Source organism: Microbacterium sp. Leaf320 (assembly GCF_001423485.1).
In the GTDB taxonomy this organism is placed as follows: Bacteria; Actinomycetota; Actinomycetes; order Actinomycetales; family Microbacteriaceae; genus Microbacterium.
This window is the reverse complement of sequence record NZ_LMOD01000003.1, coordinates 87,221-99,613: the sequence shown is the minus strand read 5'-3', so window position 1 is coordinate 99,613 and position 12,393 is coordinate 87,221. Positions and strand designations below refer to the sequence as shown.

12 protein-coding genes and 1 tRNA gene are annotated in these 12,393 nt (G+C 67.8%); 9 read left to right on the top strand and 4 right to left on the bottom strand.

Annotated elements, in window-relative coordinates; translation table 11 throughout:
- The first annotated feature begins 10 nt into the window (after nucleotides 1-10).
- The 5 genes from murI to ASF63_RS10320 all read left to right on the top strand — a co-directional run bounded on the left by murI (nucleotide 11) and on the right by ASF63_RS10320 (nucleotide 3,862).
- Entirely contained in the window at nucleotides 11-844 is an 834-nt protein-coding gene (gene murI, locus ASF63_RS10340) for a glutamate racemase (protein ID WP_056513305.1), read from the top strand.
- Between the two features lie 49 nt (nucleotides 845-893).
- On the top strand, nucleotides 894-1,628 hold the full coding sequence (gene rph, locus ASF63_RS10335) for a ribonuclease PH (protein ID WP_056513302.1): 735 nt from the start codon (nucleotides 894-896) through the stop codon (nucleotides 1,626-1,628).
- Nucleotides 1,628-2,221 (top strand): RdgB/HAM1 family non-canonical purine NTP pyrophosphatase, encoded by a 594-nt coding sequence (rdgB, locus tag ASF63_RS10330; RefSeq protein ID WP_056513299.1) that lies wholly within the window; start codon nucleotides 1,628-1,630, stop codon nucleotides 2,219-2,221. Before rph ends, rdgB begins: the two co-directional genes overlap by 1 nt.
- 61 nt (nucleotides 2,222-2,282) lie before the next feature.
- Complete coding sequence (locus tag ASF63_RS10325) at nucleotides 2,283-2,858, top strand: dihydrofolate reductase family protein (RefSeq protein ID WP_056514836.1); 576 nt, start codon at nucleotides 2,283-2,285, stop codon at nucleotides 2,856-2,858.
- A gap of 83 nt (nucleotides 2,859-2,941) precedes the next feature.
- Nucleotides 2,942-3,862 (top strand): cation diffusion facilitator family transporter, encoded by a 921-nt coding sequence (locus ASF63_RS10320; protein WP_056513296.1) that lies wholly within the window; start codon nucleotides 2,942-2,944, stop codon nucleotides 3,860-3,862.
- A gap of 4 nt (nucleotides 3,863-3,866) precedes the next feature.
- On the opposite strand, the gene ligD is transcribed toward ASF63_RS10320, so the two are convergent.
- A complete protein-coding gene (ligD, locus tag ASF63_RS10315) occupies nucleotides 3,867-5,876 on the bottom strand; it encodes a non-homologous end-joining DNA ligase (RefSeq protein ID WP_056513291.1) in 2,010 nt (669 codons plus the stop codon).
- Nucleotides 5,877-5,935: 59 nt separating this feature from the next.
- Between ligD and ASF63_RS10310 the strand changes: the two genes are divergently transcribed.
- On the top strand, nucleotides 5,936-6,790 hold the full coding sequence (locus ASF63_RS10310) for a Ku protein (RefSeq protein WP_056513288.1): 855 nt from the start codon (nucleotides 5,936-5,938) through the stop codon (nucleotides 6,788-6,790).
- A gap of 33 nt (nucleotides 6,791-6,823) precedes the next feature.
- Here ASF63_RS10310 and ASF63_RS10305 read toward each other — a convergent pair whose 3' ends face one another.
- Complete coding sequence (locus ASF63_RS10305; RefSeq protein ID WP_056513283.1) at nucleotides 6,824-7,594, bottom strand: DedA family protein; 771 nt, start codon at nucleotides 7,592-7,594, stop codon at nucleotides 6,824-6,826.
- Between the two features lie 66 nt (nucleotides 7,595-7,660).
- Nucleotides 7,661-7,742: transfer RNA gene (locus ASF63_RS10300), tRNA-Leu, on the bottom strand.
- Nucleotides 7,743-7,861: 119 nt separating this feature from the next.
- On the opposite strand from ASF63_RS10300, the gene ASF63_RS10295 reads away from it, so the two are divergent.
- From ASF63_RS10295 to ASF63_RS10285, 3 genes are read left to right on the top strand one after another with little or no spacing between them, the layout of a single operon-like run.
- A complete protein-coding gene (locus tag ASF63_RS10295; RefSeq protein WP_056513280.1) occupies nucleotides 7,862-9,049 on the top strand; it encodes a CpaF family protein in 1,188 nt (395 codons plus the stop codon).
- Nucleotides 9,046-9,903: a type II secretion system F family protein gene (locus ASF63_RS10290; protein ID WP_056513277.1), complete on the top strand. Its 858-nt coding sequence runs from the start codon at nucleotides 9,046-9,048 to the stop codon at nucleotides 9,901-9,903. Before ASF63_RS10295 ends, ASF63_RS10290 begins: the two co-directional genes overlap by 4 nt.
- The gene (locus tag ASF63_RS10285) at nucleotides 9,900-10,838 is read left to right on the top strand and encodes a type II secretion system F family protein (RefSeq protein ID WP_056513274.1); all 939 of its coding nucleotides are present in this window, start codon (nucleotides 9,900-9,902) and stop codon (nucleotides 10,836-10,838) included. The genes ASF63_RS10290 and ASF63_RS10285 overlap by 4 nt, the downstream gene beginning before the upstream one ends.
- A 152-nt stretch (nucleotides 10,839-10,990) precedes the next feature.
- Here the strand turns inward: ASF63_RS10285 and ASF63_RS10280 are convergent, their stop codons facing one another.
- Nucleotides 10,991-12,379, bottom strand: a complete 1,389-nt coding sequence (locus ASF63_RS10280; RefSeq protein ID WP_268770563.1) for a recombinase family protein — start codon at nucleotides 12,377-12,379, stop codon at nucleotides 10,991-10,993.
- Between the last annotated feature and the right edge of the window lie 14 nt (nucleotides 12,380-12,393).

Genomic DNA, 12,393 nt, shown 5'->3' with positions numbered 1-12,393 from the left:
CTGGTGAGTCATGAACGACGCCCCGATCGGAATCTTCGACTCCGGTGTCGGCGGACTCACGGTGGCCAGGGCCATCCGAGCCCAGCTGCCCCGGGAATCGTTCGTCTACATCGGCGACACCGCGCACTCGCCGTACGGCCCGAAGCCGATCGCCGATGTGCGTCGCTACAGCCTCGAGGTGCTCGACACGCTGGTCGATCAGGGCGTCAAGATGCTCGTGATCGCCTGCAACACGGCATCCGCGGCCATGCTGCGCGACGCACGGGAGCGCTATGACGTCCCCGTCGTCGAGGTCATCGGCCCTGCCGTGCGCCGCGCCGTGTCGACCACGCGCAACGGGCGGGTGGGCGTCATCGGCACTGTCGGGACGATCGGCTCACGTGCCTACCAGGACATGCTCGAGGTGAACGAGCGTCTCGAGGTCTTCACCGCGGCGTGCCCTCGCTTCGTCGAGTTCGTCGAGGGCGGCATCACCGGCACGCCCGAGGTCCTCGCCACCGCCGAGGAGTACCTCGCGCCGCTTCGAGACGCAGGTGTCGACACCCTGGTGCTCGGATGCACGCACTACCCGTTCCTCCGGGGTGCGATCAGCTACGTGATGGGGGAGGGGGTCACGCTCGTCTCCAGTGACGACGAGACTGCGGGCGACGTATACCGCCAGCTGGTCCGCGGTGACCTCCTCGCTTCGCCCGATGCCACAGCGTCCTATGTCTACGAGGCGACGGGCGACTCGACCACCGAGTTCACCGCGCTCGCCAACCGTCTGATGGGCCGGGAGGTGCGCGACGTGCAGCTCGTGCAGACCGGTGTCATCACGCTTCCGGAGTCGGCCGCAGGGCTCTGACTCCTCCGCAGCATCCATCCGCTTCTTCCACCCCCACCGAAGGAACCCCATGACCAGCATCGTCCGCGCCGACGGCCGCTCCACCGACCAGCTCCGTGAGATCACGATCGAGCGAGGCTGGAGCAGCCACGCCGAGGGGTCGGCACTGATCAGCTTCGGCGGTACCAAGGTGCTGTGCACCGCATCGTTCACGAACGGCGTGCCCCGCTGGCTCACCGGCAAGGGCAAGGGATGGGTGACAGCCGAATACTCGATGCTTCCTCGTGCGACCAACAGCCGCAACGACCGCGAGAGTGTGAAGGGTCGCATCGGCGGACGTACGCACGAGATCTCGCGCCTGATCGGCCGCGCGCTGCGCGCCGTCGTCGACACCAAGGCACTCGGCGAGAACACGATCGTGATCGACTGCGACGTGCTGCAGGCCGACGGCGGAACGCGCACCGCCGCGATCACCGGAGCCTACGTTGCCCTGGCCGATGCGATCGAGTGGGGCAGGGAGAAGAAGTTCATCGGCAAGAACTCGACGCCGCTGGTCGACTCCGTCGCCGCCGTCTCGGTCGGGATCATCGACGGTGAGCCCATGCTCGATCTCGCATATGTCGAGGATGTCCGCGCCGAGACCGACATGAACATCGTCGTGACCGGTCGTGGTCTGTTCGTCGAGGTGCAGGGCACCGCCGAGGGAGCGCCTTTCGACAAGCGCGAGCTCGACGCGCTGCTCGATCTGGGCGTCGCGGGCTGCGCCGACCTGAAGGACCAGCAGCTGAAGGCGCTCGCGGGCTGATGAAGGTCGTCCTCGCCACGCACAATCCGCACAAGGTCGCGGAGTTCCAGCAGATCGTCGCGGCCACGCGTCCCGATCTCGAGGTCGTCGGATACGACGGCCCGGAGCCGGTCGAGGACGGCGTGACGTTCGCTGCGAACGCGCTCATCAAGGCGCGCGCCGCCTCGCTGCACACCGGACTCGCGGCGCTCGCCGACGACTCCGGCATCTGCGTCGATGTGCTCGGAGGGTCGCCCGGGGTGTTCTCCGCCTACTGGGCGGGGCAGAAGAAGGATGCTGCGGCCAACCTCGAGCTGCTGCTCGACCAGCTCCGTGACATCGCGGATCCGCACCGCGCCGCCCACTTCAACTCGACCATCGCGCTGGTGACGCCAGACGGTTCCGAGCATGTGGTCGTGGGGAGATGGCCGGGGCGCCTGGCCGCCGAGGCATCAGGCGGGGGCGGGTTCGGCTACGACCCCATCTTCATCCCGGACGGCCAGCCGGAGGGTGCCGAGCGCACCGTGGGGGACTTCACCGCCGACGAGAAGCAGACGCAGTCGCACCGCGCCCGTGCGTTCGCAGATCTGGTGCCATTGCTCGCCGATCTCTGACCTGCAGATACTTGACCACTACGCTTGACGTACTTCATGCGTAGTGGTTACTGTGATCGGCATGCGAGAACTCACCTACTACATCGGCGTCACCCTCGACGGCTTCATCGCGGGCCCTGCCGACGAGGTCGACTTCTATCCCGTGACCCCGGCGTTCGCCGAGATGATGGGAACCGAGCTCGCCGACATCCAACCCGCATTCGTGCGCGCCGACCGCGGAGGCGTCGACGAGCCGCTGACCCGATTCGACACCGTGCTGATGGGCCGTCGCACCTACGAGCCAGCGCTGCAGGTCGGCATCACCGATCCGTACTCGCAGTTGCGGACCGTCGTCTTCAGTCGCTCGCTGGACGACACGGACGAGCCGAACGTCGAGATCGTCCGCACGGATCCCGTCGCGCGGGTGCGTGAGCTCAAGGCGGAGCCCGGTCTCGGCATCTACCTGGCGGGCGGTGCCGTGCTCGCCGGCGTGCTGCTCGACGAGATCGATCGCCTGATCGTCAAGAAGTACCCGGTGATCGCCGGATCAGGGATCCCGATGACGAGCCATCCCTTCGCCCCGACGCAGTTCGGCCTCGATCAGGTGCGCTCGTTCGACAACGGCTGCGTCGTGCTCGAGTACACCCGAGTGCGCTGAGGGCGCGGTTACTGAGAATCATCACCATTCCCGACTGCGCGCAGACCCGCCGACCGGCACGATCGCCGGTCTAGCCTGGAAGCATGCACGATCATGCGCCCGCCGCCGGCGGCATCCGCTCTGCGAGTCATCGCCGTCTTCTGGCGATATCGCTGAGCCTGACCGCGACCATCATGGTGGTGCAGGTCGTGGGCGCAGTGCTCACTGGATCCCTCGCGCTGTTGGCTGACGCCGCACACATGTTCACCGACGCTTCAGCGCTCGTGATCGCGCTGATCGCCGCTGCGGTCGCCGCGCGACCGGCCGACGACCGCCGTACCTTCGGGTATCAGCGCGCCGAGGTGTTCGGGGCGCTGATCAACGCGATCATCCTGATCCTCCTCGCCGGATGGGTCGGCATCGAGGCGGTCGGCCGGCTGATCGACCCGGGTGAGACCGAGGTCGCCGGAGGGCTGATGCTCATCGTCGCGATCGTGGGCCTCGTGGCCAACGCGATCTCGATGTGGCTGCTGAGCCGTGCCCAGCGCACCAGCATCAACGTCCGCGGCGCGTACCTCGAGGTGATGGGCGACCTGATCGGCTCGGCGATGGTGATCATCGCGGCGATCGTGATCGTGACGACGGGATGGATGCCGGCAGACGCGCTCGCGTCGATCATGATCGCCGTGCTGATCATCCCGCGCGCGATCGCGCTGCTTCGTGAGGTCTTCTCGGTGCTCTCCGAATCGGCTCCGGAGGGCACAGCGGTCAGCGACATCCGGCAGCACCTGCTCGACTACGACGGCGTCGTCGGAGTGCACGACGTGCACGTGTGGCAGCTGACCCGCGGTGCTCCGGTGTTCAGCGCGCACGTCAGCGTCGAACCGACGCTCCTCGCCGACGGGCGATCCGCGAAGCTGCTGAGCGATCTGCAATCGTGTCTCGCGCACCACTTCGACGTGGAGCATTCGACGTTCCAGATCGAACCTGCCGAGCAGTCGGACTGCGAACCGCATCACGCGTGACCGGTCAGCTCTCGACCACGACCTCGTCGGGTGACTTGTCGGGGCGGAGGCCCCGCCAGCGGGAGTGACGGAGGACGCCGTCGGGGGTCCAGTTCGCGAACTCGACCTCTCCGACCAATTCGGGTTCCACCCACAGTGCGTCCGAAGCGTCGAGAGCGGGAACCCCGCCCAAAGGGGCTGATTCGACGCGCAGCGGAGCGAGGCGTGCGAGCAGATCGCGCAGCATCCGGTCGGTGAAGCCGGTGCCGACGCGTCCCACGTATCGAAGCCGCCCGGAGTCCGGAACCGCGAGCAGCAGCGACCCGAACGTGCCCTCGCGGTCGCCTCTGCCCGGACGGATGCCGACGATCACGACCTCCTGCATCCGGGTCAGCTTGAGCTTGAGCCAGGCGGGGGAGCGCTGCCCTGCGCGATAGCGGGACGCGGGATCTTTCACGACCACGCCCTCGAGTCCGAACTCCTCGCTCGCGGCCAGCGCGGCATCCACGTCGTCGAACACGGGCGGCACCTGCATCGGGGCCTCCAGATCCGAGACCACCTCTTCGAGCAGCGTGCGTCGCTGCGACAGCGGCATCGAGGTGAGGTCGTGCCCGTCGAGGCGCAGCAGGTCGAAGACCATGTAGACGATCGGGGTGCGCACGACCTCTCGTTCTATCTCGCGGGGCCGCGTGAGGTGCATCCGATTCTGCAGCAGCGAGAAGCTCGGCCTGCCGTGAGAGTCGAACGCGACGATCTCCCCGTCGACGATCGCGTCGCCGACCGGGAGGAAAGGAGCACCGTCCGCGGTGAGCTCGGGGTAGCGGGCGGTGATATCGGTGCCGCTGCGCGCATGCAGCAGCATCCGCCCGTCCGCCCAGGTGCCGATCGCCCGGATGCCGTCCCATTTCACCTCGACCCAGGAGGGCGAGCTGAGCCCGCGGGCGATCGCGGGTGTGCCGTTCTCGGCGAGCATCGGCGATACGGATGCTGCAGACACGGACGCGGGGGAGACGGGCGCCGAGGACGCGGATGCCGGGGCACTCGCCGCGCCGGAGATCCTCGGGCGGTGCCGGGTGCGCTCGACGCGCTGCGCGGCGATCTCCTCATCGGATGCTGCGCGTCTCGCCGTATGCACGTGCGGTGCATGTTCGGTGCGCAGCGGTGCGATCGGGTCGATCCCTGATTCCGCGCGTTCCCGCACTGTCGCGAAGTCGAGTTGCGCCAGGTCGGGGTCGTCGAGCTCTTCCCAGGTGCGGGGTGCAGCCACCCAGGGCTGTGCTCGGCCACGCATCGAGTACGGCGAGATGGTCGTCTTCTTGCCGTTGTTCTGGCTCCAGTCGAGAAAGACCTTGCCGCCGCGGGCAGCCTTGGCCATGGTGCTGGTGGCGAGGTCGGGGTGCTCGGTCTCGATGAGCCGGGCGATCTCCTTCACGACCGCGGAGATCTCGTCGCTGGTCTGCTGGCCGGGCAGAGCGGCGTAGAGGTGGATGCCCTTGCTGCCGCTGGTGACGGGAACGGGGTCGAGCCCGATGTCGGTGAGCAGACCACGGGCGATGCGCGCGACCTCCGCGCACTGGGCGAGGCCGACGCCGGGGCCGGGGTCTAGGTCGAGCACGAGACGGTCGGGGTTGCCCGGGAGGCCGTCCGGTGCGAAGCGCCACTGCGGCACGTGCAGCTCGATCGCGGCGACCTGAGCGAGCCAGACGAGGGTCGGCACGTCGTCGACGAGCGGGTACTCCTTCGGGCCGTCGGAGTGGCGGATCTCGTGCCGCGGGATCCAGTTCGGCGCTCCGGGCTCGAGCTGCTTCGTGAAGAAGGAATCAGCGGGATGCTCAGCGGTTCCGACCCCCTCGACCCAGCGCTTGCGGGTGACCGGGCGACCCTCGAGGAGGGGGAGGATGTGGGGCGCGATCGCTGTGTAGTAGGCGATGATCTCGCCCTTGGTCGTGCCTGTCTCGGGGTAGACGACCTTGTCGAGGTTGGTGATGCGCAGGCGGCGGCCGTCGATCTGCACGTTCTGCGCCTCGGCAACCATGACGCCCAGCGTAGTCAAGGTACTGGCCCCGGACCGGGCGCCTGGTGTTCACTGAGCACATGAGAACGATCTGGAAGGGCGCGCTGACCTTCGGCCTCGTGAATGTGCCGGTCAAGGTGTACTCGGCGACGGAGGACCACGACGTGCCGCTGCATCAGGTGCATGAGAAAGACGGCGGCCGCATCCGCTACCAGCGCACCTGCGAGGTGTGCGGCGAGACCGTGGCGTACGCGGACATCGATCGCGCCTACGTCGATGAAGGCCAGACCGTCGTGCTCACCAAAGACGACCTGGCGGCGCTGCCCGCCGAGAAGAGCCGTGAGATCGACGTGGTCGAGTTCGTGCCGTCGGATCAGGTCGATCTGCTCACCCTCGACAAGCCGTACTACCTCGAACCCGACTCGAAGTCCCCCAAGGCCTATGTGCTGCTGCGCAAGACGCTCGAGCAGACCGATCGCACCGCGATCGTGCGGTTCACCCTGCGGCAGAAGACCCGTCTCGCGGCACTCCGCGTGCGCGGCAAGGTGCTCGTGCTGCAGACGCTTCTGTGGGCCGATGAGGTGCGCGAGGCGGAGTTCCCGGCGCTGGATGAGGATGTGCGGATCTCGAAGAAGGAGCTCGAGCTCTCGGCATCCCTCGTCGACAGCTACTCGGCCGATTTCGACCCGGAGTCCTTCGTCGACGAGTACCAGAAGGAGCTGCGCACCCTGATCGACGCCAAGATCGAGGCGGGTGACACGTTCGACGTGTCGGAGACGTTCGGCGAGGCAGAGGGCGACGCCAAGAGCGGCGAGGTCATCGATCTCATGGAGGCGCTGCGAGCCAGCGTCGCGCGCACGAAGGCCGCGCGTTCCGAGTCCGCCGACAGCAAGGCGAGCACCAAGAAGAGCCCGAGCAAGAAGAAGGCGGGCTGAGTCCTCAGCCCGCCTTGTCTCACTCGCTCGAGGTCAGTGCTTGCCGTCTCCGTCGAAGTCGGGAGCGCGGTCGAACACCTCGGGGTCGAGCGTGAGCTCTTCGGCCTCGGCGGCGTCGGTCTCGCCCTCACCGGCGAGGGCTTCCTTCTTCGCTTTGTGACGCTCGGACAGGTAGTGCCAGAGGGTCACCAGCGCGGTGCCGCCGACGGCCGCGAGCAGGATAAGGTCGATGTAGCTCTCGACGAATTCCGCGATCGGCGGGATGAACCCGATCGCGTAGCCGAACATCGTGAGGCCGAAGCCCCAGAGGATCGCGCCGATGAGGTTGTAGAGCGTGTAGCGGCGCCACGGCATATGACCGACGCCGGCGGCGACAGGCGCGAACGTGCGGACGATCGGCACGAAGCGGGCGAGGATGACGGTGATGCCGCCGAAGCGCTCGAAGAACGCGTTGGTGCGCTCGACGTTCTTCTTGCTGAAGAGGCCCGATTCCTTGCGTTCGAAGACCGCGGGCCCGCCCTTGTGCCCGATCAGGTATCCGACCTCGCCGCCGACGAACGCGGACAACCCGATGAGCAGAGCGACGATCCACACGTTGATGCCGAAGACGCCGTGCTCGGAGCCGGCGATCGGGTGCGACAGCAGACCCGAGATCACGAGCAGCGTGTCGCCCGGCAGCAGGAAGCCGACCAGCAGGCCGGTCTCGGCGAAGACGATGAAGCACACCACGAGCAGCGCCCAGGGGCCGGCCGAGCCGATGATGGTGGCGGGGTCGAGCCAGGGGATGAGAGCGGCGTGATGCATGGATTTCCCGTCGTAGTGCGCTGTGCGGCGGTCAAGTCGTCGGCCGCACGGCATGCGACTGATCGGTGCGGAAGGTGGGACTTGAACCCACACGCCCTGGGGCACAGGAACCTAAATCCTGCGTGTCTGCCAATTTCACCACTCCCGCGCGGTGAAATCAGTCTACTGACCGGGGGATCGTGCGTAGCTGAGGATCCGCCCGCAGGCGAGCGGGCACGCTGTGGATAACTCCGGCGGCGGGAGCGGGATCCTTGCGAGGATGCTCGGGTGATCCACCCCTCCGTCCTCGTCGTCGAGCGTGTCCGTCAGCGCCTCCGCGCCGAGGGGACGGACCCGTCGCTCGATACGGAGATCGCTCGCGTCGTCGCGCTCGCCGAGGTGCGCCGTTTCAACGATGTCGCGCTCGCCCGGGGTGAGACTCCGATCAATGACGAGGCCGGATGTGTGCGAGATGTCCTCGCCGCTGTGAGCGGATTCGGCGTGCTTCAGCCGCTGCTCGACGATCCCGAGATCGAGGAGATCTGGCTCAACGGCCCCGAGAGCATCCATGTCGCGCGGGGTGGCGTCTCGCAGCGACTCGCACTGCGGGTGAGTGACGTGCAGCTGCGCGACCTCGTCGAGCGGATGCTGCAGTCGACCGGTCGCCGGGTCGACATCAGCCAGCCGTTCGTCGACGCATCGCTGCCGGACGGGTCGCGGCTGCACGTGGCCATCGCGGATGTGGTGCGCGGCTCCTGGTCGGTGAACATCCGTAAGTTCCTACCTCGCTACCGATCGCTCGACGCCCTCGTTGCGCACAGCGCACTCCCCGCCGACCTCGCGGCCACTCTGCGTCAGGCGATGAGAGAGGGGAAGAGCGTCGTCGTGTCGGGTGCAACCCACGCGGGCAAGACCACGTTCCTCGGTGCTCTCCTCGCGTCATGTGCCGATCAGCAGCGCATCATCACGGTCGAGGAGACGTTCGAGCTCGCCGTCGACGGCCCTGACGTCGTCTCGTTGCAGGGACGTCAGGCGAGTCTCGAGGGAACGGGCGAGATCACTCTGCGTCGTCTGGTGAAGGAGGCGCTGCGGATGCGTCCCGATCGCCTCGTGGTGGGCGAGGTCAGGGATGCCGAGGCGCTCGACCTGGTCCTCGCACTCAACACGGGCGTGCCGGGTGCCGCCACTGTGCACGCGAATTCCGCAGCCGACGCGCTCGACAAGCTGACGCTTCTGCCGCTGCTGGCAGGCAGGAACATCGACCGCTCGTTCATCGCCCCCGCTCTCGCCGCCGCAGTCGATCTCGTGGTGCACTGCGTGCGCGGCACGGACGGTGTCAGACGAGTGCATGAGGTCATCGCGCCGACGGGGGACATCCTCGACAGCCGACTCGTCACCCGGTCGGTGTACGCGCACGGCACGGATACGAACGCGGGTCGGCGCGGCGATCTCCGACGGGTCGGAGGCGACGCGTGACGGCTCTGCTCGGTGCCGTGCTTGCGGCGGGCCTGCTCCTGTGCGTGGCGCCTTGGCTCTGGCCTCCGCGGCCCGAGCAGGAAAAAGCCAGGCGGCGGGGAGCCATCGTCCGGATGCTCGAAGAGGCGGGTTTCGGGCGCATCCGCCCTCGCTCATTTCTGGTCATCGTGGTTCTGGCCGCGCTCGCCGCGACATCCGCCGTCTGGCTCGTCACCGCGATTCTTGCCCTCGCGACACTGGCCGGCGCGACTGCGGCGGCCGCGCCGGTCGTGTTCCTGCGGTCGCGTCGCCTGAGGCTGCGCAAGCTGCGCCGCCAGCTCTGGCCCGACGTCTGCGACCTGCTTATCGCATCCATCCGCGTGGGGCTGTCGCTGCCCGATGCGGTGGCGAGTCTCGCTGAGTCCGCCCCCGCGATGATGAGGCCGGCTTTCATCGTGTTCGCGCGTGATCTGCGGGCGACGGGGCGATTCGAGACGAGCCTTGATCGGTTGAAACTGTCGCTGGCCGATCCGATCGCGGACCGCATCATCGAGACGCTCCGCATGGCGAGGCAGGTCGGCGGCACCGAGTTGGTCGGCGTCCTGCGGGCGCTGTCGTCGTCGGTGCGTGCGGATGCGGCCCTCCGAAGTGAGGTCGAGGCGCGTCAGTCGTGGATCCGCGGCGCGGCCGTCCTCGGTTCCGTCGCGCCGTGGGTCATCCTCGGCCTCCTGGTGCTGAGGCCGGAAGGTGCCGCCGCCTACGGCACGCCCGAGGGTGTGCTGGTGATCTGTCTGGGCGCGGCTGTGTCCGTCATGGCATACCGGATCATGATCCGGATCGGGCGCTTGCCGGAACCGGGGCGGTGGTTCGGGTGAGTGTTCTGTCCGGGCTCGCCGTCGCAGTGCTCGGCGGTGGGGCGCTGTCTGCCGGCCTGCTGTGCATCCTCGCGGCGCTCCCGCGGTGGTCGGCGGCGTCGTTGACCCTGCGGATAGCTCCCTACGTGCGTGACGCCGTCGCCGACGAGCGGCTGCCGGAGGTCGTCCTCCCGTGGGCAGGAGTTCTTCCCGCTGCTGACCGAACGCTCTGGGGCCGTTCATCGGCGGTCTTCGAGAGACTGCTCGGCGGTGGCGGGGCGCTTCAGGGGAAGATCGCCCAAGCGGGTCTCGCGATCGACCCGTCGACCTTCCGCGGCCGACAACTCGGTTGGGTGCTCGGCGGGGTCATCGCCGGCGCACTCGCTCTCATCGCGCTCGCGATCTCCGGACGGATGGGCCCTCCGATCGCTCTGCTCCCCGTCCTGCTCGGAAGCTGCGCCGGGGTCGCGTACGACATGCATCTCACCGCTCGCATGCGGTCGCGTCGAGCGCGGCTCACCGATGAGCTGCCGACGACACTCGAGTTCCTCGCTCTCTGCCTGTCGGCGGGGGAAGGGTTCCTCGATTCTCTTCGCCGCGTCGCGGCGGTCGGATCGGGTGAGCTCACCGTCGAGTTCCGCACAGTCGTGCTGGCCGTCGGAACGGGATCCTCGCTTGCCGACGCGCTCGGAGAGATGGCGAGCCGTCTGCAACTGCCCGGACTCGCGCGTGCGATCGATCAGGTCGTCGCCGCGCTCGAACACGGTGCTCCACTGTCGGCCGTGTTGCACGCACAGGCCGGAGACGCCCGTGAGGACGCCAAGCGGGTGCTGATCGAACAGGCCGGCCGAAAGGAGATCCTGATGCTCCTTCCGCTCGTGTTCCTGATCCTCCCGCTTTCCGTGCTCTTCGCCATCTATCCGGGACTCTTCATCCTGCGACTCGGCATCGGCTGAGCGCCCCACGAAAGGACGACATGAACACTCTTCGACACAGGCACGGAGGCGGCCTGTCCGTCGCACGCGAACTCCTCGACGACGAGCGAGGCGACGTGCCCGGATGGGTGCTCGTCACACTCGTGACTGTGTCCTGATCCCATCGCGGGACATCAGGACTCGTGCGGGATGATCTCGATCCGGGCATGTGGTCGACCAGGGGTGGCCTCGATGCGCGAGATGAGCGCGCGTAGGTACTCGCGGCGCTCCTCGACAGTGAGGTCGTGCCACCGTTCCAGGAGGACGGGGAGCACACGCAGCGGCGCGGACTGCTGAACCTCGGTCGTCCGGAGCTCCTGCTCGAGTGCGGTCGCCTGCGCCGCATAGCGGTCGCGCAGCGTCTCGTAGGCTGCTTGCGGCATGCCCATGCTGAGACGTTGCTCGGCGAGCATCACCTGCCGATTGGCGATGTCCGCGAGTTGCCGCTTCAAATCGGCGGTGGGGTCCTTGGCGACTCTGCGAGGCCGCCGCTCGATGCCGGCGCGAACCTCGGCGCGGACCCGTGCCTCGTGCTGGCCCAGCCACTCGCGCACCGCGTAGTCGATCAGCGACTGGGCGACGTAGCCGCCGTCGTGCGTGCCTTTCTCTTTGCCGTCCTTGCACCGGTAGGACTGGGCGCGATCCTGGCCGTGGGTGCCGCCGTGCATCTTCGATCCGCACGCGCACCAGACCATGCCCGAGTAGGCGTAGGTGGAGCGCTCCGACCGGCGGTAGACGCGTCGGCGCCCGCGAGCCTCAAGGTACGCGTTCCACTCGTCATCGGTGATGAGCGGCTCATGGATGCCGCGCTTCTGTTCGCCCTGATAGGTGATGATCCCGGCGGCGAAGCCGGAGTCGAGCACGCGCCGGAGAGTGCGCTCTGACCATAGGCCGTCGCCCTTGCCGCCGTAGCCGCCGACCGGGCGCGTTGGGCCAAAGTTCAGCCATCGCACAAGGGCGTAGACGCTCTCGCCAGAGACATATCGACGGTAGGTCTCGGCGAGCACGGAGGCAGCGATCGGGTCGGGTGTGAAGCCATCAGCGGGGGAGTAGGTGTATCCGAACCGGGGCTTGCCGTTGATCGGCTTTCCTTCCCGGAATCGCCGGGCGTGCGCCTCGCGCCAGGTGTCTCCGATGAGATCGGCCTGGTAGGCGTTGAACTCGCCGACCATGCCGCGGGCGAGGCGCCCGTGTGAGGTGCGATCGTCGATCGGCTCTGTCGCGGAGAGCAGACCGCCGCCGAGCGCGTCGACCCGATCGAGGGCCACCGCCCACCGCAGGCGGTGCCGCGCTGTGCGCGAGAACTTCCAGACGACGATGACTTCGAAGTCGCCGGCCTCGAGTCGCTCGATGGATTGGTCGAGCCGGGGCCACCATGCCGACCGTGCACGCGAACCGGTCTCGTCGATGCCCTCGACCCAGTCGACGATGTCGATACCGTTCGAAGCGGCATACGACTCGATCGCATGACGCTGCACTTCAGGCGAGGTCATGCCGTCGCGTTCGCGGGAGACGCGGATCATCCCGAGTCCGCGCC

What these genes read in the sequence shown, in the direction of transcription:
- ASF63_RS10320 (WP_056513296.1), top strand. Translation starts at nt 2,942, where the DNA reads ATGCACGATCATGCGCCCGCCGCCGGCGGCATCCGCTCTGCGAGTCAT.
- rph (WP_056513302.1), top strand. Translation starts at nt 894, where the DNA reads ATGACCAGCATCGTCCGCGCCGACGGCCGCTCCACCGACCAGCTCCGT.
- murI (WP_056513305.1), top strand. Translation starts at nt 11, where the DNA reads ATGAACGACGCCCCGATCGGAATCTTCGACTCCGGTGTCGGCGGACTC.
- ASF63_RS10280 (WP_268770563.1), bottom strand. Translation starts at nt 12,379, where the DNA reads ATGATCCGCGTCTCCCGCGAACGCGACGGCATGACCTCGCCTGAAGTG.
- rdgB (WP_056513299.1), top strand. Translation starts at nt 1,628, where the DNA reads ATGAAGGTCGTCCTCGCCACGCACAATCCGCACAAGGTCGCGGAGTTC.
- ligD (WP_056513291.1), bottom strand. Translation starts at nt 5,876, where the DNA reads ATGGTTGCCGAGGCGCAGAACGTGCAGATCGACGGCCGCCGCCTGCGC.
- ASF63_RS10305 (WP_056513283.1), bottom strand. Translation starts at nt 7,594, where the DNA reads ATGCATCACGCCGCTCTCATCCCCTGGCTCGACCCCGCCACCATCATC.
- ASF63_RS10310 (WP_056513288.1), top strand. Translation starts at nt 5,936, where the DNA reads ATGAGAACGATCTGGAAGGGCGCGCTGACCTTCGGCCTCGTGAATGTG.
- ASF63_RS10325 (WP_056514836.1), top strand. Translation starts at nt 2,283, where the DNA reads ATGCGAGAACTCACCTACTACATCGGCGTCACCCTCGACGGCTTCATC.